A 19,358-nucleotide genomic window follows, 5' to 3' on the forward strand; every position below is an offset into this window, starting at 1 on the left:
GTTCGCCCAGGTGGCGCGGCGGCTCGGCGCGCGGTACGGCTGGCGCGGCTGAACGTCCCGCCTGACGCGAGGCCGGCCGGCCTCGCGTCAGGCGGCGAAGGAGGTACGGAACGCTGTGAGGGCCGGACCCTCGCCCGTGCGGTCCAGCACCGCGAGGGTCACCCGGTCGAAGTGGCCGGCGAACCGCCCCTCGCCGGTCAGCAGGTCCCTGAACACCCCTGCCACCAGCGGGGGTTCGTTCATGAAGACCCCGCAGCCCCACGCCCCGAGGACGATCCGCCGGTAGCCGCAGGCCACCGCCACTTCCAGGACCCGTTCCGCCCGGGAGGCGAGCACGGCCGGGATGCGATGCGCCTCTTGAGGCTCCCGCTGCCGGATCACCCCGGCGTTGGGGGCGGGCGAGGTGAGGAATCCCGCCCTGTACGGGGCGGGGAGCAGCCGCCCTCGGTCGTCCCGGAAGACGGGCACACCGGGCGAGTGGATGACGCGGTCGGTGTAGAACACGTCGCGGTCGGCGCGGTGGTGGGCGTAGAACTCCGGGACCAGCAGCAGGCAGGTGTACAGCGCGGAGGCGCGGCAGAGGGCCTCCTCCTGTGCCTGTGCACCGTTCAGGTAGCCGCCGCCCGGGTTGCGGGCCGAGGCGAAGCAGAGGACGGCGACCGGGTCGGCGGCCTCGCCGGTGAGGCGGCGGGCCGCCTCGGTGCTGCTCTCGCCGGTGACTTCGAAGACGGTGCCCTTGGAGGCTGCGGTTGCGGAGGTGGCGGTTCCGGAGGTGGCGGTTCCGGGGGTGGCGGTTCCGGGGGTGGTGCTTTCGCGGCCGGTGGCCACCGGCTCCGGCCCGTACATCCGGGTGCCCGCCATCGCGGCGGCCGTGTCCGCGGCGATGGATACGGCGCGGCCCTCGGGGCAGAAGTACTGCCCGGCGGCGACGATGCTTTCCGTTTCTCGCGCGATTCCGCGCAGTCGTGCACTCACCGGACGATCTTCCGTCCCGAACGCCCACGGGCGCAAAGGGTTTTGAGGGAGCGCCTGCACATGAGGCTCGGCCAAAAGAGCCTCTTGTGCGATGCCCGGACAGTCTGTTGGGTGGTCTGCTGTGTCCCGGCCCGAGCGGCCGGGACACGCATGCCGGGCACAGTCGCACCGCTTCGACAGGAGGAATTGACATGCCCACCGACCGGTTCACCGAGGGCGGGCCGCCGATCACCGAGACCGAGGCCGCGGACCTGCTGCGATGTATCTGCTTCAAGACGGGCCCGCCCCGGATGCTCGGGGCGGAACTCGAATGGCTCGTCCACGACCTGCACACGCCGCACCTGCCCGTCTCTCCCGGCCGCCTCGAAGCGGCCCACGCCGCCGCACGCTCCCTGCCGTTGCGGTCGGCCCTCACCGTCGAACCCGGCGGCCAGTTGGAGCTCAGCTCACTGCCCGCCCCCTCCCTCACGGAAGTCATCGACTCCGTCTCCGCCGATCTGACCGCCGTACGCGTCGCCCTGCGCGCGCAGGGGCTCGCCCTGGCCGGATTCGGCCAGGACCCCTGGCAGCAGCCGCGCCGCTTCCTGCGTGAGCCCCGGTACGAGGCCATGGAGCGCTACCTCGACCGGGCGGGTCCGGCCGGCCTCGCCATGATGTGCACCTCGGCGTCGGTCCAGGTGTGCGTGGACGCCGGACACGAGGAGCCTGGGCCGCTGGGGCTCGGGCGGCGCTGGCTGCTGGCCCACCTGCTGGGCGCGGTACTGCTCGCCGCGTTCGCCAACTCCCCTTATGCGCAGGGCATTCGCACCGGGTGGCGCTCGAACAGGCAGGCCCTCTGGTCCGGCATCGAGCCCGGCCGCACGCTCGCCCCGCCGTCCGGCGCCGAGCCGCGCGCCGCGTGGGCGCAGCGGGTGCTGGACGCCCCGGTGATGTGCGTACGGGCCCGGGGCGGTGAGCCGTGGGAGGTGCCGGAAGGGCTGACCTTCCGGGACTGGACGCGCGGCCGGGAGCCGCGCGCCCCCGACCGCGCCGATCTCGCCTACCACCTCACGACGCTGTTCCCGCCGGTCAGGCCGCAGGGTCATCTGGAGCTGCGGATGATCGACGCGCAGCCGGGTGAGGACGGGTGGCTGGTGCCGCTCGCCGTGACGGCGGCGCTGTTCGACGACCCGCAGGCGGCGGAGATCGCCTATCGCACCGTCAAGCCCCTCGCGGAGACGGCGGGTTCGGGTCCCGCGCCGCACAATCCGCTGTGGGAGACCGCCGCCCGCGAGGGCCTGTCGGATCCGGAGCTGCACGCCGCCGCCGTGATCTGCTTCGCCGCGGCCCTCGACGCGCTGCCCCGGCTGGGCGCGGCGGAGACGGTGCGGGACGCGGTCGCCGCGTACATCGAGCGCTATGTGTCCCGTGGCCGCTGCCCCGCCGACGATCTGCTCGACCTCGATCTGGAGGAACCTCTTCGATGACCGACACCGCTCAGCCCCTGGACGTGGACTCCGAGGGGCTTCGCAGCCGCGCCGTCGAGGCGCTGTCCGTCGCCAGGGCCCGTACCGAACTGCTCACCTCCTGCGTCGACGACGCGGAACTGGGCGCCCAGTACTCGCCGTTGATGTCGCCGCTGGTCTGGGACCTGGCGCACATCGGCAACCAGGAGGAGGTGTGGCTGCTGCGGAACGTCGCCGGACAGGGCGCGCTGCGGCCCGAGATCGACTCGGTGTACGACGCCTTCGAGCACCCGCGTTCCGAGCGTCCGGCGCTGCCGCTGCTCGCCCCCGCCGAGGCCCGGGCGTACGCGGCGCAGGTGCGCGGCAGGGCCCTGGACGTGCTGGAGCGCAGCCCGTTGCGCGGTGGACCGCTCGTGGACGCCGCCTTCGCGTTCGGGATGGTCGCCCAGCACGAGCAGCAGCACGACGAGACGATGCTGATCACCCATCAGCTGCGGCGCGGTCCCACCGCGCTGACCGCTCCCCCGCCGCCGTCCGCACCCGAAGGTGCGGCGTGGCTGCCCGGTGAAGTGCTCGTGCCCGGGGGCCCGTTCACGATGGGGACGTCGGTCGAGCCGTGGGCGCTGGACAACGAGCGACCCGCGCACGCCACGTTCGTGCCGCCCTTCCACATCGACACGACGCCCGTCTCGTGCGGGGCCTATCTGCGCTTCGTCGAGGACGGCGGCTACACGGAGCCGTCCTGGTGGGAGGCGGCGGGGTGGGCGACGGTCCGCGAACACGGCCTGAAAGCACCGTTGTTCTGGCGGCGCGAGGGGGGCCAGTGGCTGCGGCGGCACTTCGGTGCGACCGAGCCGGTGCCGCTCGACGAGCCGGTCCTGCACGTCAGTTGGTACGAGGCGGACGCGTACGCCCGGTGGGCGGGCCGGCGGCTGCCCTCGGAGGCCGAGTGGGAGAAGGCGGCCCGGCACGATCCGGCGTCCGGCCGCTCGATGCGCTACCCGTGGGGCGACGCGGACCCGACCCCGCAGCGGGCCAATCTCGGCCAGCAGCATCTGCGCCCGGCTCCCGTCGGGGCGTATCCGGAAGGTGAATCACCGCTGGGTGTGGGGCAGTTGATCGGTGATGTGTGGGAGTGGACGTCGAGCGACTTCCTGCCCTATCCGGGGTTCGCCCCGTTCCCGTACCGCGAGTACTCGGAAGTCTTCTTCGGCCCGGGGCACAAGGTACTGCGGGGCGGCTCCTTCGGGGTCGATCCGGTGGCGTGCCGGGGCACCTTCCGCAACTGGGACCTTCCGGTGCGGCGGCAGATCTTCTCCGGGTTCCGCACCGCACGGGACGCCTCGGACGGTGAGTACTGATGTGCCGTCACCTTGCTTTTCTGGGACCTGAGTTGCCTCTGCACCAGGTCGTCGTCGAGCCCCTGCGCGGGCTCTACCACCAGGCCTGGGAGCCCCGGCTGCAGAAGTACGGCACGGTCAACGCCGACGGTTTCGGTGTCGGCTGGTACGCCGAGGGCGACCCGGTGCCCGCCAGATACCGGCGTACGGGCCCGATGTGGGCGGACGCCAACTTCGCCGACCTGACCCGTGTCGTACGGTCGGGGGCGCTGCTCGCCGCCGTACGGGACGCGACCGTGGCGGGCGCCGACGGCGAGGCCGCGGCGGCGCCGTTCGCCTGGGGGCCGTGGCTGTTCAGCCACAACGGGGCGCTGCCCGGCTGGCCCGGCTCGATGGCGGGGCTCGCCGCCGCCCTGCCCGCGGCGGAGCTGCTGGCCCTGGAGGCGCGCTGTGATTCCGCCCTGGTGTGGGCGCTGGTCCTGCACCGGCTGCGGGCGGGCGACGAGATGGGCCAGGCGCTCGCCGAGACGGTGCTGGAGGTGGCGGTGGCCGCGCCGGGGGCCCGGCTCAACCTGCTGCTCACCGACGGCACCACGGTCACCGCGACCGCCTGGGGCGACACCCTCTGGTACCTGGCGGAGCCCGGCCGCCGCACGGTGGTCGCCTCCGAGCCGTACGACGACGACCCGCACTGGGTGGAGGTCCCCGACCGCACCCTGCTCGCCGCCACCCGCACCGACGTCCTGCTGACCCCGCTCAAGGAGCCCGCCGCGTGAGCCCGTACCTCGTGACCCGTACCCTCCCCGTGAACTCCACCGACGCCGATCTGCGCACCGATGTGCTCCAGGGGCTGGGGCGCGGCCCCAAGTCGCTGCCGCCCAAGTGGTTCTACGACGCGCGCGGCAGCGAGCTGTTCGAGGAGATCACCCGGCTGCCCGAGTACTACCCGACGCGTGCGGAGCGGGAGATCCTGCGCGCCCGTGCGCAGGACGTCGCCGCCGCCACGCACGCGCGCACACTGGTGGAACTGGGCTCCGGTTCGTCGGAGAAGACGAGAATCCTCCTCGACGCCCTGCCGGGGCTGCACAGTTACGTGCCCGTGGACGTCAGCGAGAGCGCGCTCGGGCTCGCCGCGGAAGGCCTCCTGGCCGAACGGCCGGACCTCTCCGTGCACGCGCTGATCGCCGACTTCACCCGCGGGCTCGCCCTGCCGGGTACGCCGGGGCCGCGGCTGGTGGCCTTCCTGGGCGGGACGCTCGGCAATCTGCTGCCCGAGGAGCGTGCCGTGTTCCTGAAGTCCGTACGGTCGATGCTGCTGCCCGGGGACGCCCTGCTGCTCGGCACGGACCTGGTGAAGGACGAGTCCACCCTCGTCGCGGCGTACGACGACGCGGCGGGGGTGACGGCCGCCTTCAACAAGAACGTCCTTGCCGTCCTGAACCGTGAACTGGACGCGGACTTCGAACCGGACGACTTCTCCCACGTGGCGCGCTGGGACCCCGGGCACGAGTGGATCGAGATGCGGCTGCGGGCCCGCTCGGCGCTGACGGTGAAGGTGCGGGCACTGGACCTCGTGGTCACCTTCGCGGAGGGCGAGGAGCTGCGGACCGAGGTGTCCGCGAAGTTCCGCGAGGAGGGCATACGGGACGAACTGTCGGCCGCCGGAATGAAGTTGGACCACTGGTGGACGGACGACGCGGCCCGCTTCGCCCTGTCGCTGTCCACCCCCGTGTAGCAAAGGCCGTCGGGCCCGGGGCCGGGTGAGCACCACACCACCCGGCCCCGGGGTCCGCGCCGGCCGGGGGAAGCAAACACCACCCGGCTCTCACGCGCACGGCAGCCGGGGGGGACGACACTGCCCGGCTCTCACGCGCACGGCAGCGGGGGGGGCGACACTGCCCGGCTCTCACGCGCAAGCCGGCCGGGGGGCGACACTGCCCGGCTCCGCCCCCGGCCCAGACAGGAGCGCGCCCCCGTCACCGGGCCGGTGGGTCTGTCGTCCCGTCCACTCCTACTCCTCTTCCTCCCTGCCGACCCGCTGCAGGATCGCCGTGATCTCGGCCGATGCCGTTTTCGCGGCGGGGGCGACAGGGGCGCCGTTCAGCACCCTCGTCATGTACCTCTTGATGGGGTTGTTCGCCTCGACGTCCCCCCACTTGGGCGACGCGGGAGTGGCGTGTCCCCCCAGAGATCCCTGTGCCATGGCCACCATGCCCTCCTCGCCGGCGACGGCGGAGGCCAGACTGCCCTTGTTGGGGACGTAGTTCATGGTGCGGGCGAGGTCCTTCTGCCACTTCTCGCCCGCCAGGGCCTTCACCACCTCGATCGACGCGCGCCGCTGGTCCGTGCGCTCGGGGATCACGAGGTCGGAGCCGCCGATGACGACGGATCCCGGCTTGCCCGCGGTCTTGCCCGGAAGGGGGAAGAAGCCGAGCTTGCCGCGCAGTTGCGGGTTCTTCTGCTCGACGAGCTTCGCGGTGCCGGGGGTGGCGATGATCTGTGCGATGTCTCCCTGGGCGAACATGTCCGCCTGCGGGGGCTTCTCCTCGTCCGCGTTGCGGGGTCCGAGACCGAGAGCCTGCATCTTCTTGTAGAACTGCATGCCCTTGAGGGCGGCCTCGCTGTGCAGCGTGCCGCTCCACTTCCCGCCGGCGTCGGTGGCGAGCTCGCCGCCCTCGTCCCAGATGAAGCCGGAGAGCGTGGACCAGTCCTGCCCGGCCAGGTAGATGCCCTGGTTGCCGCCGGTGTTCAGCTTCTTGGTGGCCTGGTACCACTCCGTGCGGTCGCGCGGCAGCGTCTTCACGTCGGCCTTCTCGAAGAGGTCCTTGCGGTAGACGACCACGCGGTTGGCCGCGTACCAGGGGATGCCGTACTGCGCGTTGCTGATTCTTCCCGGTTCGGCGAGTCCGGGCAGCCAGTCGTCGCCGCCGAAGTCGCGGACCGACTCAAGGGTGAGGTTCTGCAGGCCGCCGCGGTCGGCGTACTGGGCGACTTGGGCGTTGCCGACCTCGATGATGTCGGGCGGACTGTCGCTCTCCAGCGCCTTGTTGACCTTCGGGCCGATGCCGGCCCACGGCTGGATCTGGAACTCCAGCGTCGTACCTGCGTGTTCGCGCTCGAACTCTTCCGTGAACCTTTTCAGGAACTCCTGGGAAGCACTGTCTTTCATCAGCCAGACCGTTATGGTTTTGGACTCCTTTTCGGGGGACGATCCGGGCAGCATGCCGCAGCCAGTGAGGAGGGCGCCGGTCGCGGCACACACGGTGGCGACGGCTATGGAGCGTTTCTGCACAAGGTTCACGGATCAAGAAATATGCATGGACCATTCCGCTGGTCAAGGGGTTCACGGGCATGACTTGCAGTCCGTTCACCGCCGTTGTCGGATCCTCCCCCGGTGCATTCCGCTTCTCAGGTACGCCCGTCCCGTTCCTGGGCGTCCCGGAGCGCCGGTGACGCCGCGGTCCAGCGGGCGCGTACGACCGTGAACCCCGCCTGCTCGGCCGCGTCGCACACGAGGGCGTCGTCGTCGACGAGCACCTGTACCCGCCGGTCCCGGGCCAGCCTCTTGAGGACTTCCAGTTTGGTCTGCCGGGCGGGTCGCCGGTCGTTGTCGGGCCGCATCCACAGCCGCCCTTCGGGCAGTCCCTGGGCGGCGAGCCAGGCGACGGTGTCGGGGCGGCACTTCTCCGGGCGCCCGGTGAGGTAGACGACCTCGCACTCCTGCGCGCTGCTCAGTGCGAGCGCGACGCCCTCGGTGAGGGGCGGGTCCTGGGGCGCGGCGGCGAAGAAGGAGTTCCAGTCGCGCGGCTTGCGGTCCAGGAAGCGCTGGCGGTGCGCGCTGTCGGCGAGGGTTCCGTCGAGGTCGAACACGGCGAGGGGCCTGAGGTGATCCGTCATGGTCACAGCCTAGGGACCCGGCCTGATCCTCTCCGGGCGGATCCCCTCCCGCCCGGTCCGCTCCGGGCCGGACCCCTCCGCCTTGGTCCCCTCCGAAGTGCCGTTCGGGAATCTTGTCGCCGCCCCTGCGTTGAACCCTGTGTGAGCACAGTGATCGCGCAGACCCGGTTTTCCGTCCTGGACCGTTCCCGCACCCGCGAGGGGCACGACGGCCCGCAGGCGCTGCGCGACTCGGTGCGCCTGGCCCAGCAGCTCGAAGCGCTGGGCTCCTTCGACCGGTTCTGGGTCTCCGAGCACCACAGTGTGCCCGGGGTGGCCGGTTCCGCTCCGACCGTGCTGGCCGCCGCGGTCGCCGCCGCGACGTCCACGATCCGGGTCGGGACCGGCGGCGTGATGCTGCCCAACCACCAGCCCCTGGTGGTGGCCGAGCAGTTCGGTGTGCTGGAGGCGCTGTTCCCCGGCCGGATCGACATGGGCCTGGGCCGCTCGGTGGGCTTCACCGACGGTGTGCGCAAGGCGCTCGGGCGGGACAAGGACGACGCCGACCGCTTCGCGGAACAGCTTGCGGAGCTGCTGGGCCGGTTCACCGGCGGCGGGCCCGTGCACGCGTACCCGGCGGAGGGACTGCGCGTGCCGCCGTTCGTGCTGGCCACCGGGGAGGGTGCCGGGATCGCCGCCGCGGCCGGGCTGCCTGTGGTGGTCGGCGACCTGCGGGGCCGGGAGAAGCTCCTGGCCGCGGTGGACCGCTACCGCGCGGACTTCCGGCCGTCCGTGTGGGCGCCGGAGCCGTACGTGGTGATTGCCGGGACGGTGGCGGTTGCGGACAGCGGGGAGGCGGCCCGCCGGCTGCTGGTCCCGGAAGCCTGGTCACTGGCGTACTCGCGTACCCACGGCACCTTCCCGCCGCTGGCCCCCGCCGAGGACACCGAGCGGCGGGCCCTTGCCGCCGACGGCATGAGCGACAAGGAGCGGGGCTTCTACGAGAGCGGGCTGCGCGGCCAGCTGCACGGCACCCAGGAGCAGGTCGAGGCGGCCCTCACCGAGGTGATCGGGGCCACCGGCGCGGACGAGGTGCTCGTCACCACCAGTACGTACGACCGGACGGCACTGCTGGACTCCTACCGGCTGCTGGCGGACCTGGTGGGGCGCGCCCGGCAGCCCGCCCCGGCACCCGCTCACGCCTAGCTGCCGCACCCGCACCCGGGCCGCATCGCGCCCGGACCCCCGCCCGCGCCTAGAATCGACTTGTTTGTCCCGCGGCTCCCCCGCCCTGTCCCAGGGCTCCCCCCGCCGCCGCGCCACCGCCCCCGTTCGTACGGAGTCCCCATGCACAGCCCGCACGATCCGTACGTCCGCGTCCGGGGCGCCCGTGAGCACAACCTCCGCAATGTCGACGTGGACATCCCTCGCGACGCCCTCGTGGTGTTCACCGGAGTCTCTGGTTCCGGGAAGTCGTCCCTGGCCTTCGGGACGATCTACGCGGAGGCGCAGCGCCGCTACTTCGAGTCGGTGGCTCCGTACGCCCGTCGGCTGATCCACCAGGTAGGCGCCCCTCGCGTCGGTGAGATCAGCGGTCTGCCGCCCGCGGTCTCCCTCGAACAGCGCAGGTCGGCGCCGTCCTCGCGGTCCTCCGTCGGTACGGTCACCACGCTGTCGAACTCACTGCGGATGCTCTTCTCGCGCGCCGGCAGCTATCCGGCGGGCGCCGAGCGCCTCGACTCGGACGCCTTCTCCCCGAACACCGCCGCCGGGGCCTGCCCCGAGTGCCACGGTCTCGGCCGCGTCCACGGCACCAGCGAGGAGCTGCTGGTGCCCGACCCTTCGCTGTCGGTCCGCGACGGGGCGATCGCCGCCTGGCCCGGCGCCTGGCAGGGCAAGAACCTCCGGGACGTGCTGGACGCCCTCGGGTACGACGTGGACCGGCCGTGGCGTGAGCTGCCGCAGCGGGACCGGGACTGGATCCTGTTCACGGACGAGCAGCCGGTGGTCACCGTGCACCCGGTGCGCGACGCGGGCCGCATCCAACGCCCGTACCAGGGCACGTACATGAGCGCCCGGCGGTACGTCCTGCACACCTTCGCCGACACCAGGAGCCAGTCGCTGCGCGCGAAGGCCGAGCGCTTCCTGAGCAGCTCCCCGTGCCCGGCGTGCGGGGGCAGCAGGCTGCGTCCGGAAGCCCTGGCGGTCACCTTCGCGGGCCGTACGATCGCGGAGCTGGCGGCGCTCCCCCTCTCGGAGCTGGCGCGCGTCCTGGACAGCGGCGTCGGGCACAGCGAGACCGCCCGCGTCCTCACCGACGACCTGCGCGCCCGCATCGCCGTCGTCACCGAGCTCGGCCTCGGCTACCTCGGCCTGGACCGCACCACTCCCACCCTCTCCAACGGAGAGCTCCAGCGCCTGCGCCTGGCCACCCAGTTGAGGTCGGGGCTCTTCGGCGTCGTGTACGTCCTGGACGAGCCGTCGGCCGGGCTGCACCCGGCGGACACCGAGGCCCTCCTGGTGGTCCTGGACCGGCTGAAGGCGGCGGGCAACTCGGTCTTCGCGGTGGAGCACCACCTCGATGTCGTACGCCGCGCGGACTGGCTCGTGGACGTCGGTCCCGCGGCCGGCACCCACGGCGGGCTGGTGCTGCACAGCGGCCCGCCCGCCGGGCTCGCGGGGGTCGCGGAGTCGGTGACGCGGCGGTTCCTCGCCGACCGGGAGCCGGCGCCGGTGCGTGCGGTGCGCGAGCCGTCGGCCTGGCTGAAGCTCGGCCCGGTCACCCGGCACAACCTCACCGCGCTGGAGGCGGAGCTGCCGCTCGGGGTGTTCACCGCCGTGACCGGGGTCTCAGGGTCCGGGAAGTCGACCCTCGTCGGCGAGATCACCGACCGGCTCCCGGGCGTGGGACGCCTGGTGACGGTCGATCAGAAGCCCATCGGCCGTACGCCCCGGTCCAACCTGGCGACGTACACCGGCCTCTTCGACGTCGTGCGGAAGCTGTTCACGGCGACGGACGAGGCGAAGGCACGCGGGTACAGGGCGGGGCGGTTCTCCTTCAACGTGACCGGCGGGCGGTGCGAGACCTGCCAGGGCGAGGGCTTCGTCTCGGTGGAGCTGCTCTTCCTGCCCAGTACGTACGCGCCGTGCCCGGACTGCCACGGGGCCCGCTACAACCCGCAGACCCTCCAGGTCACCCATCGGGGTCTGAACATCGCCGAGGTGCTGGACCTGACGGTCGAGGAGGCGGCCGAGTTCTTCGTGGACGTCCCGGTCGCCGCCCGCAGTCTGCGCGCGCTCCTCGATGTCGGTCTCGGCTATCTGCGGCTGGGGCAGCCCGCCACCGAGCTGTCCGGAGGCGAGGCCCAACGCATCAAGCTGGCAGCTGAGTTGCAGCGTGCGACGACCCGGCGCGGGCACACCCTGTACGTCCTGGACGAGCCGACGACCGGGCTGCATCCGGCCGATGCCGAGGTGCTGATGCGGCAGCTGCAGGGCCTCGTCGACGCCGGGAATTCGGTGGTCGTCGTGGAGCACGACATGGCAGTTGCGGCGATCGCCGACTGGATCGTCGACCTCGGGCCCGGAGGCGGCGACGAGGGAGGCCGGATCGTGGCCGCCGGGCCGCCCCGCGAGGTGGCCGGGTCGCGGGACAGCCGGACCGCCCCCTATCTCGCGAAGGAGTTCGCCGGGACGGCACACGGGGCAGCGACCGGGACGGCGCACGGCAGAGCGACCGGGACGCCGTCCTGAGCTCTCGACCGTGCCGGCGTGCGGGAAGTCAGCGCCGGGCCTTTCGGTTCGCCCGCAGCCACTCCTTGTTCATCGCCGCGATGGACGGCAGTGGGATCCCCTTGGGGCAGGCGGTGGCGCATTCCCCGGCGAGGGTGCAGCCTCCGAAGCCCTCGTCGTCCATCTGCGCGACCATGTCGAGGACGCGGGTCTCCCGCTCGGGCGCACCCTGCGGGAGCACGTTCAGATGGTTGATCTTGGCCGAGGTGAACAGCATCGCCGATCCGTTGGGGCAGGCCGCGACGCACGCCCCGCAGCCGATGCACTCGGCGTGCTCGAAGGCGAAGTCGGCGTCGGCCTTGGGCACGGGCGTGGCGTGGGCCTCGGGCGCCGCGCCGGTCGGCACGCTCACGTAGCCGCCCGCCTGGATGATCCTGTCGAAGGCCGACCGGTCCACGACGAGGTCCTTGACCACGGGGAACGCGGAGGCCCGCCACGGTTCGACGTCGATGGTGTCGCCGTCGGCGAAGGACCGCATGTGGAGCTGGCAGGTGGTGGTGGCCTCGGGGCCGTGCGCGTCGCCGTTGATGACGAGCGAGCACGCGCCGCAGATGCCTTCGCGGCAGTCGTGGTCGAAGGCGACGGGGTCGTCGCCGGAGAGGATGAGTTCCTCGTTGAGGGTGTCGAGCATTTCGAGGAACGACATGTCCTCGGAGATGCCGTCGACGTCGTAACTCGCCATCTCCCCGGGGGTGTGGGGGTTCTTCTGGCGCCAGACGCGCAGGGTGAGCCTCATGCGTAGCTCCGCTGGGTGGGATGGACGTACTCGAAGACCAGGTCTTCCTTGTGCAGGACGGGGGCGCCGCTGCCGGGGGTGAACTCCCAGGCGGCGGCGTACGAGAAGTTCTCGTCGTCGCGGGCGGCCTCGCCGTCCGGGGTCTGGGACTCCTCGCGGAAGTGGCCGCCGCAGGACTCCTCGCGGTGCAGTGCGTCGAGGCACATCAGCTCGGCGAGCTCCAGGTAGTCGACGATGCGGTTGGCCTTCTCCAGCGACTGGTTGAACTCCTCGCCGGTGCCCGGCACCTTGATCCGCCGCCAGAACTCCTCGCGGATCTCCGGGATCCGGTCGAGCGCCTTGCGCAGGCCCTCCTCGGTCCGCGCCATGCCGCAGAACTCCCACATCAGCTCGCCGAGTTCGCGGTGGAAGGAGTCGGGGGTGCGGTCGCCGTCGACGGCGAGCAGCCTCTCGATGCGCTGCCCGGTCTCCCGTACGACCTCGGCCGCGGCCGGGTGGGAGGCGTCCACGGGCTCCAGGTGGGCGTTCCTGGCGAGGTAGTCGTTGATGGTGGAGGGGAGTACGAAGTACCCGTCGGCCAGGCCCTGCATCAGCGCGGAGGCGCCGAGACGGTTCGCGCCGTGGTCGGAGAAGTTGGCCTCGCCGACGGCGAACAGGCCGGGCACGGTGGTCTGGAGGTCGTAGTCGACCCACAGCCCGCCCATGGTGTAGTGCACGGCGGGGTAGATCCGCATGGGCGTCTCGTACGGGTCCTCGGCGGTGATCCGCGCGTACATGTCGAAGAGGTTGCCGTACTTCTCCTCGACGGCCTTGCGGCCCATCCGGGCGATGGCGTCCGCGAAGTCCAGGTAGACGCCCTGTCCGCCGGGGCCGACCCCCCTGCCCTCGTCGCAGACGTTCTTGGCGGCGCGCGAGGCGATGTCGCGGGGGACGAGGTTGCCGAAGGAGGGGTAGATGCGCTCCAGGTAGTAGTCGCGCTCGTCCTCGGGGATCTCGCGGGCGGGCCGCGTGTCGCCGTGCGCCTTCGGCACCCAGATGCGGCCGTCGTTGCGCAGCGACTCGCTCATCAGCGTCAGCTTGGACTGGTGGTCGCCGGTGCGCGGGATGCAGGTGGGGTGGATCTGGGTGAAGCAGGGGTTGGCGAAGTACGCGCCGCGCCGGTGCGCCCGCCAGATCGCGGTGGCGTTGGAGTTCATGGCGTTCGTCGACAGGTAGAAGACGTTGCCGTAGCCGCCCGACGCGAGGACGACGGCGTCCGCGAAGTACGTGTCGATCTTCCCGGTGACCAGGTCACGGGCGACGATGCCGCGCGCCTTGCCGTCCACGACGATCAGGTCGAGCATCTCGGTGCGCGGGTGCATCTCGACGTTCCCGGCGGCGATCTGCCGCGACAGCGCCTGGTAGGCGCCGAGCAGCAGCTGCTGTCCGGTCTGGCCGCGTGCGTAGAAGGTCCGGGACACCTGGACGCCGCCGAAGGAACGGGTGTCGAGCAGGCCGCCGTACTCGCGGGCGAAGGGGACGCCCTGGGCCACGCACTGGTCGATGATCTCGACGGAGATCTGGGCGAGCCGGTGCACGTTGGACTCGCGGGCGCGGAAGTCGCCGCCCTTGACGGTGTCGTAGAAGAGCCGGTGCACCGAGTCGCCGTCGTTGCGGTAGTTCTTGGCGGCGTTGATGCCGCCCTGGGCGGCGATCGAGTGGGCGCGGCGCGGGGAGTCGGAGAAGCAGAACTGCACGACGTGGTAGCCCTGTTCGGCGAGTGTGGCCCCCGCCGAGCCGCCGGCGAGTCCTGTGCCGACGACGATCACGGTGTGCTTGCGCCGGTTGGCGGGGTTGACCAGCTTCGCCTCGAAGCGGCGGGTGTCCCAGCGGTCGGCGACGGGTCCTGCCGGGGCCCTGGTGTCGGTGATCGGTTCGCCGGTGGAGTATGCGGCGTACGAGGAGGTCATGTCAGTTCACCAATCCGGTCATCACGGCGACCGGCACGGAGAGGAAGCCCACGGTCAGCACGAGGGCGAGGAGATGGGCGACGGCCTTCAGGATGCGTTCGCGGGTGGCGTTGCCGACGCCGAGCGTCTGGGCCGCGCTCCAGAATCCGTGCCTGATGTGCAGGCCGACGGCGAGCATGGCGACGATGTAGATCACGTTGCCGTGCCACTGGGAGAAGGTGGCGACGACGTTCTCGTACGGATGCCCGGACTGCGCGTGCGGGTTGACGGTGAGGGTCGTCAGGTCGAGCAGGTGCCACACGATGAAGAGCAGCAGGATGATGCCGCCCCAGCGCATGGTGCGGGTCGCGTAGCTCGCGCGGCGCCGCTTGTGGGCGTACGCGACGGGCCTGGCCCGGATGTCCCGGCGGCTGAGCTGGTACGCGGCCACGCCGTGCCCGACGACCGCGGCGAGCAGCAGCACGCGGACGAGCCACAGCCCCCACTCGTAGTGCAGGACGGGGTCGCCCATGGTGCGCAGCCAGTGCGCGTAGCCGTTGAACTCGTCCGTCCCGAAGAAGATCTTCAGATTGCCGATCATGTGCGCGACGAGATACCCGAGCATGATCAGCCCGCTGACGGCCATGACCGTCTTCTTGCCGACGGTCGACCCCCAGAATCCCCGGAGTCCGGTGGGGCGCCGTACGGGCGGTTTTCGGGAGGGTGCGGTGTCCTGCCGCGTTGCCAGAGCCATGGACCAAGACGCTAGGCCGGAAGGCCCCAGAGGTCCAAGACATGGTGCGGCTCATCTCCATAGGCAATGCCTATCGAAGCATTTAGACTGGCCTCATGCAGTTCCAGCAGCTCCGCTATTTCGTGGCCGTCGCCGAGTCCCGGCACTTCACCCGTGCCGCCGAGGAGCTGCATGTGGCGCAGCCTTCGCTCTCCCAGCAGATCCGCTCACTGGAGCGGGAGTTGGGTGCCGATCTCTTCACCAGGGCACGCGGCAACATCGCCCTGACCGACGCGGGCGAGGCGCTCCTCCCGCTCGCCCGGCGGATCCTCGCCGACACGGACACCGCGCGCCTTGAGGTGCAGGAGCTGGCGCAGCTGCGGCGGGGGCGGGTGCGCCTCGGCGCGACGCCGAGCCTGTGCACCGGGCTCCTGCCCGACGTGCTGCGCACCTTCCACGACGCGCACCCCGGGATCCAGCTGCTCGTCGAGGAGGGCGGCTCGCACGATCTCGTACGAGAACTGGCGCGCGGCGCCCTGGACCTCGCCCTCGTCGTCCTGCCGCTGCCCACCCCCTCCCCCGCGCTCACCACGGTCGAGCTGCTGCACGAGGACCTGGTGGTGGTCTCCTCGCCGTCCGCGCGGGCGCCGCGCAGGCCGGTGCGGATCGCGGATCTGCGGGACGAGCCGATGGTGATGTTCCGGCACGGCTACGACCTGCGGGAACTGACCGTGGCCGCCTGCCGCGCCGAGGGCTTCGAGCCGACGTTCACGGTGGAGGGCGGCGAGATGGACGCGGTCCTCGGTTTCGTACGGGCGGGTCTTGGCGTGGCCGTCGTCCCGCGCATGGTGGCGGAGCGGTCCGGCACGGGCCTGCGGACCACCCCGCTGGCCGGCCCGGGACTACGACGCACGATCGCACTGGCCCACCGCAGCGACGTGGCTCCGCCTCGGGCGGCGCGGGAGTTGCAGCGCGTGCTCCTGGCGGAGCGGTGAGCGGTCGCGGGACGGGCGGTGTCAGCCGCCCAGGGAGCTAGGGGCAGGCATGGAGGGGCGCGGGGAACTGCGCGACCAGCCACGACGCACCCGCACGACGACCACCCGGCCCGGACGGGCAGCCCCAGGGGCGGCCCCGATCAGACCGCGTCCACAAGCATCAGCGAGTGGATCCTGTCCGGCGCACCCGGCCTCGCGTAGTACCACCCCTGCGCCGTGTCGCAGCCCAGCTCCCTCAACTGGTCGGCCTGGGCGCCCGTTTCGACACCCTCGACGGTCACGGCCAGTTCCAGGCTGTGGGCGAGTGAGACGATCCCTTCGACGATCTTCAAGTCCACCGGATCGGCGGGCAGTTGCTGCATGCTCTGGGTGAAGGAGCGGTCCAGCTTCAGGACGCTCACCGGCAGGCGGCGCAGGTTGGCGAGGTTGGAGTACCCCGTACCGAAATCGTCCAGCGCGATGTCGACGCCCATCTCGGCGAGCTGACGCAGCGGCTTCAGGAGGTCGTCGTCGGCCCCTATCAGCGCGGACTCGGTGACTTCCAGGCACAGTGCCCCGGGCGAGAGTCCGGCGCGTTCCAGGACCTCGACGGTGTCGGCGACCAGGCCGGGGTGGTGCAGCTGGGTGGGCGAGAGGTTGACGTTGATGCGCAGGGGTCCGCCGTCGGCGTGCTTCTCCTGCCAGTACCTGGCCTGGGTGACGGACTCCTGGAGCACCCAGCGGCCGAGCGGCACGATGAGGCCGGTGTGCTCGGCGAGCGGGATGAACCGGTCCGGGCCGAGGACGCCGTGCTGCGGGTGGCTCCAGCGGACCAGGGCCTCGGCGCCGTGCACGCTGCCGTCACCGAGGTGGACCAGCGGCTGGTACTCGATGAAGAACTCGCCGCGCTCCAGGGCCGCGGGCAGCGCGTTGGTCAGCCCGTGCCGGGTGATGGCGCGTGCGTCGGCCTCGTCGTCGGCGAACTCGAAGCGGTTGCCGCCCGCCGACTTGGCCCGGTACATGGTGATGTCGGCGCTGCGCAGCACGTCCGCGGGACCGCGCTCGCCCGCCGGGCCCTCGACGATGCCGATGGAGCCGCGCACGGTGATCTCGCGGCCCTCCAGGTGTATCGGGGTGGCCAGCGCGGACAGTATCCGGGCGGCCAGGTCGTCGACCTCGCGGCGGGTGTCGGGTCCCGTGGTCAGCGCCACGAACTCGTCGCCGCCGAGCCGGGCCACCATCTCGCCCGGGGCGGTCGCACAGCTCTGCAGCCGGTCGGCGACCTCGACGAGCAGACGGTCCCCTGCGGAGTGGCCGAGGCTGTCGTTGACGGCCTTGAAGCCGTCCAGGTCGAGGTAGCAGAGCCCGAAGCGGGTGGCACCGCGCACGGACAGGGCCTTCTCCAGCCGTTCGAAGAACAGCGTGCGGTTGGGCAGGCCGGTGAGCGCGTCGTGGGTGGCTTCGTAGCGCAGCCGCAGGTTGAGGAGCCGACGCTCGGTGGTGTCCTCCATGAGGGCGAGCTGGTACTGGGGGCGGCCGTCGGAGTCGCGCAGCAGGGACACCGTGAGGTTGGTCCACAGGACGGTGCCGTCGCCGCGGTAGAACGCCTTCTCGCAGCGGTAGTGGTCACGCTCGCCGCGCACCAACTCCTCGTACATCCGCCAGACTTGGGCGGTGTCCTCGGGGTGTCCCCACTCGCTGACCTTGCGGCCCCTGACCTGGGAGTCGAGGCCGCCGAACATCCGGGTCAGCGTCTCGTTGACCTCCAGGATGGTGCCGTCGAGTGCGGCGATTCCGATACCGACGGCCGCTCCCTCGAAGACCGCGCGGAAGCGTTCCTCGGTGGCGTGCAGGGCCTGCTGGGCCTCGCTGCGGGCGGACAGGGCGGACCGGGCGATGGCCTCCTGCTCGCGCAGGGTGCGCTCGCGCAGCGCCTGGGCGAAGCCGGCGGCGATGCCGTGCTGGAGGCGGGCGCAGCGGGCCCGGTTCTCCTCGGCGGCGGCCGGGGCTTCGTCACCGGCGGCGCAGTAGAGGACGAGGTACGACTCGACGACGCCGAGGGTACGCACGAGGGCGTCCGGGTCGGTGCAGTGTGCGCCGACGAGGGCGGCCCCGACCTCGTGCGCGGGCGCCGGGTCGAAGGGCCGCCGGTGCAGGGCCGTGCCGAGCCGCCGGGCGAGCGGCAGCAGGAGCTGCTCGAACTCGGGGCGGGTCAGGGAGGTGGCGGTGGCCGGGAAGATGGCCCGGCTCCAGATCGTGGCGAACCGCCGGAGCCGGTCCTCGGGGCCGTCGGGGGCGGGGTCGCCGTGCGCCTGACTGTCGGGAGCGGGACCGCCGTGGGCCCTGCCGTCCGGAGCGGCACCGCCGTGGGGTTGAGCGTCGGGGACGGAGCCCGGTCCGTGCGCCTTGCCGTCGGGGACGGAGCCCGGTCCGTGCGCCCCGTCCGGTGCCTGCGCCTGCGCGCTCACGCCTTGCGCCCCACCCCTGCGAAGCCCGAGAACGCGTACGGGTCCTCCTGCGCGACAGGGGTTTCGGGCCGCCAGTCGGCCATCGGGACGAGGCCGGGTGCCACCATCTCGAACCCGTCGAAGAACCGGTCGACCTCGGCGTGCGAGCGCATGATCAGCGGGCTCTTGATCTGCTGGTAGACGTCGACGGTGCCGCTCGCCTGTTCCTCCGGGACCGGGATGCCCTCGAACGAGGCGTGGGTGACGATCAGCATGCTGCCCGGCGCGAGCGCGTCGCGGAGGGTGGCGACGGCGGCCTGCGGGTCGTCGGCGTCCTCGATGAAGTGCAGTACGGCGACCAGGAGGAGCGCCACCGGCCGTTCCAGGTCGAGGAGTTCACCCAGCTCGGGGTGGTCCAGGATCTCGCGCGGCTTGCGCAGGTCCGCGGCGATGACCGTGGCCAGGTCGTTCCCGGCGAGTACCGCCTGGCTGTGGGCGACGGCCACCGGGTCGTGGTCGACGTACACGACGCGCGCCCCGGGGTCGGCGGCCTGGGCGACCTCGTGGACGTTGCCGAAGGTGGGGATGCCGGAGCCGATGTCGAGGAACTGCGTGACGCCCTCGGACAGTGCGTGCCGCACGGCCCGCCGCATGACCGCCCGGTTCGCCTGCATGACCTTGGGCAGGCCCGGCATGAACTCCATGGCCCGGCGGGCCGCCTCCCGGTCGACCTCGAAGTTGTGCGAACCGCCCAGGTAGAAGTCGTAGATGCGGGACACGCTCGGCATCGAGATGTCGATGCCGGGCGGGGCCCAGGCGGGACGCTCCATCAATGTCTCCAACAAGTCGCCACAACGAGTTCGGGCACGGCTGATCACTGTGCCCGGTTGTTCGAGCCGAGGCTACTGATCCGCAGCCAGCAGAGCGAGTGAAAACGGAAAATGGCGGTCCGTTCTCGGTCACACTCCGATGACATGCACCCCTACGTTCACGCGAGGTGCCCGGGACGCGTCCGGCCCGTGGTTACCCCACCGAGCGGGAACCACGGGCCGACAGGATGAGCGGATTGTCAGGGACAGATACTTTGGGGGGCCCACGCGTTTACCCTGGGG

Annotated in this window: 15 protein-coding genes; 7 read left to right on the forward strand and 8 right to left on the reverse strand. The window is 71.7% G+C overall.

Annotated features, from left to right (window positions below):
* Nucleotides 1-87 precede the first annotated feature (87 nt).
* Nucleotides 88-975 (reverse strand): TIGR02452 family protein, encoded by an 888-nt coding sequence (locus ACWGIG_RS22980; protein ID WP_453323518.1) that lies wholly within the window; start codon nt 973-975, stop codon nt 88-90.
* A gap of 191 nt (nt 976-1,166) precedes the next feature.
* Here ACWGIG_RS22980 and egtA point away from each other — a divergent pair, with 191 nt between their 5' ends.
* The 4 genes from egtA to egtD are packed head-to-tail and all read left to right on the forward strand — an operon-like array spanning nt 1,167 to nt 5,495.
* A complete protein-coding gene (gene egtA / locus ACWGIG_RS22985) occupies nt 1,167-2,441 on the forward strand; it encodes an ergothioneine biosynthesis glutamate--cysteine ligase EgtA (protein ID WP_453323519.1) in 1,275 nt (424 codons plus the stop codon).
* On the forward strand, nt 2,438-3,781 hold the full coding sequence (egtB, locus tag ACWGIG_RS22990; RefSeq protein ID WP_453323520.1) for an ergothioneine biosynthesis protein EgtB: 1,344 nt from the start codon (nt 2,438-2,440) through the stop codon (nt 3,779-3,781). Before egtA ends, egtB begins: the two co-directional genes overlap by 4 nt.
* Nucleotides 3,781-4,536 carry an ergothioneine biosynthesis protein EgtC gene (egtC, locus tag ACWGIG_RS22995; protein ID WP_453323521.1) on the forward strand — a complete coding sequence of 252 codons (756 nt, stop codon included), beginning with the start codon at nt 3,781-3,783 and terminating at the stop codon, nt 4,534-4,536. The genes egtB and egtC overlap by 1 nt, the downstream gene beginning before the upstream one ends.
* Nucleotides 4,533-5,495, forward strand: a complete 963-nt coding sequence (gene egtD, locus ACWGIG_RS23000; RefSeq protein ID WP_453323522.1) for an L-histidine N(alpha)-methyltransferase — start codon at nt 4,533-4,535, stop codon at nt 5,493-5,495. The genes egtC and egtD overlap by 4 nt, the downstream gene beginning before the upstream one ends.
* Before the next feature lie 276 nt (nt 5,496-5,771).
* Here egtD and ACWGIG_RS23005 read toward each other — a convergent pair whose 3' ends face one another.
* Both ACWGIG_RS23005 and ACWGIG_RS23010 read right to left on the reverse strand, forming a co-directional pair.
* A complete protein-coding gene (locus ACWGIG_RS23005; RefSeq protein WP_453323523.1) occupies nt 5,772-6,929 on the reverse strand; it encodes an extracellular solute-binding protein in 1,158 nt (385 codons plus the stop codon).
* Between the two features lie 239 nt (nt 6,930-7,168).
* Nucleotides 7,169-7,657 (reverse strand): phosphatase domain-containing protein, encoded by a 489-nt coding sequence (locus tag ACWGIG_RS23010; RefSeq protein ID WP_453323524.1) that lies wholly within the window; start codon nt 7,655-7,657, stop codon nt 7,169-7,171.
* Between the two features lie 141 nt (nt 7,658-7,798).
* Between ACWGIG_RS23010 and ACWGIG_RS23015 the strand changes: the two genes are divergently transcribed.
* Both ACWGIG_RS23015 and ACWGIG_RS23020 read left to right on the forward strand, forming a co-directional pair.
* Entirely contained in the window at nt 7,799-8,842 is a 1,044-nt protein-coding gene (locus tag ACWGIG_RS23015; protein WP_453323525.1) for an MsnO8 family LLM class oxidoreductase, read from the forward strand.
* 141 nt (nt 8,843-8,983) lie between these two features.
* The gene (locus tag ACWGIG_RS23020) at nt 8,984-11,389 is read left to right on the forward strand and encodes an ATP-binding cassette domain-containing protein (RefSeq protein ID WP_453323526.1); all 2,406 of its coding nucleotides are present in this window, start codon (nt 8,984-8,986) and stop codon (nt 11,387-11,389) included.
* Between the two features lie 28 nt (nt 11,390-11,417).
* Here ACWGIG_RS23020 and ACWGIG_RS23025 read toward each other — a convergent pair whose 3' ends face one another.
* From ACWGIG_RS23025 to ACWGIG_RS23035, 3 genes are read right to left on the reverse strand one after another with little or no spacing between them, the layout of a single operon-like run.
* Nucleotides 11,418-12,164 (reverse strand): succinate dehydrogenase/fumarate reductase iron-sulfur subunit, encoded by a 747-nt coding sequence (locus ACWGIG_RS23025; protein ID WP_453323527.1) that lies wholly within the window; start codon nt 12,162-12,164, stop codon nt 11,418-11,420.
* Nucleotides 12,161-14,113 (reverse strand): fumarate reductase/succinate dehydrogenase flavoprotein subunit, encoded by a 1,953-nt coding sequence (locus tag ACWGIG_RS23030; RefSeq protein WP_453323528.1) that lies wholly within the window; start codon nt 14,111-14,113, stop codon nt 12,161-12,163. The genes ACWGIG_RS23025 and ACWGIG_RS23030 overlap by 4 nt, the downstream gene beginning before the upstream one ends.
* A gap of 1 nt (nt 14,114) precedes the next feature.
* A complete protein-coding gene (locus ACWGIG_RS23035; RefSeq protein WP_453323529.1) occupies nt 14,115-14,846 on the reverse strand; it encodes a succinate dehydrogenase cytochrome b subunit in 732 nt (243 codons plus the stop codon).
* 95 nt (nt 14,847-14,941) lie between these two features.
* Between ACWGIG_RS23035 and ACWGIG_RS23040 the strand changes: the two genes are divergently transcribed.
* Nucleotides 14,942-15,820 carry a LysR family transcriptional regulator gene (locus tag ACWGIG_RS23040; RefSeq protein WP_453323530.1) on the forward strand — a complete coding sequence of 293 codons (879 nt, stop codon included), beginning with the start codon at nt 14,942-14,944 and terminating at the stop codon, nt 15,818-15,820.
* 140 nt (nt 15,821-15,960) lie between these two features.
* Here the strand turns inward: ACWGIG_RS23040 and ACWGIG_RS23045 are convergent, their stop codons facing one another.
* Nucleotides 15,961-18,054, reverse strand: coding sequence for a putative bifunctional diguanylate cyclase/phosphodiesterase (locus ACWGIG_RS23045; protein ID WP_453323532.1), 2,094 nt, complete (start codon nt 18,052-18,054; stop codon nt 15,961-15,963).
* A gap of 209 nt (nt 18,055-18,263) precedes the next feature.
* Nucleotides 18,264-19,076 (reverse strand): SAM-dependent methyltransferase, encoded by an 813-nt coding sequence (locus ACWGIG_RS23050; RefSeq protein ID WP_453323531.1) that lies wholly within the window; start codon nt 19,074-19,076, stop codon nt 18,264-18,266.
* Nucleotides 19,077-19,358: the final 282 nt, after the last annotated feature.

This window comes from Streptomyces sp. NPDC054863, from assembly GCF_053610825.1.

Excerpts from the sequence above, each read along its gene's own strand:
- egtA (WP_453323519.1), top strand. The coding sequence starts at position 1,167 with ATGCCCACCGACCGGTTCACCGAGGGCGGGCCGCCGATCACCGAGACC.
- egtB (WP_453323520.1), top strand. The coding sequence starts at position 2,438 with ATGACCGACACCGCTCAGCCCCTGGACGTGGACTCCGAGGGGCTTCGC.
- egtC (WP_453323521.1), top strand. The coding sequence starts at position 3,781 with ATGTGCCGTCACCTTGCTTTTCTGGGACCTGAGTTGCCTCTGCACCAG.
- ACWGIG_RS23005 (WP_453323523.1), bottom strand. The coding sequence starts at position 6,929 with ATGAAAGACAGTGCTTCCCAGGAGTTCCTGAAAAGGTTCACGGAAGAG.
- ACWGIG_RS23010 (WP_453323524.1), bottom strand. The coding sequence starts at position 7,657 with ATGACGGATCACCTCAGGCCCCTCGCCGTGTTCGACCTCGACGGAACC.
- ACWGIG_RS23020 (WP_453323526.1), top strand. The coding sequence starts at position 8,984 with ATGCACAGCCCGCACGATCCGTACGTCCGCGTCCGGGGCGCCCGTGAG.
- ACWGIG_RS23025 (WP_453323527.1), bottom strand. The coding sequence starts at position 12,164 with ATGAGGCTCACCCTGCGCGTCTGGCGCCAGAAGAACCCCCACACCCCC.
- ACWGIG_RS23030 (WP_453323528.1), bottom strand. The coding sequence starts at position 14,113 with ATGACCTCCTCGTACGCCGCATACTCCACCGGCGAACCGATCACCGAC.
- ACWGIG_RS23035 (WP_453323529.1), bottom strand. The coding sequence starts at position 14,846 with ATGGCTCTGGCAACGCGGCAGGACACCGCACCCTCCCGAAAACCGCCC.
- ACWGIG_RS23040 (WP_453323530.1), top strand. The coding sequence starts at position 14,942 with ATGCAGTTCCAGCAGCTCCGCTATTTCGTGGCCGTCGCCGAGTCCCGG.
- ACWGIG_RS23050 (WP_453323531.1), bottom strand. The coding sequence starts at position 19,076 with ATGGAGCGTCCCGCCTGGGCCCCGCCCGGCATCGACATCTCGATGCCG.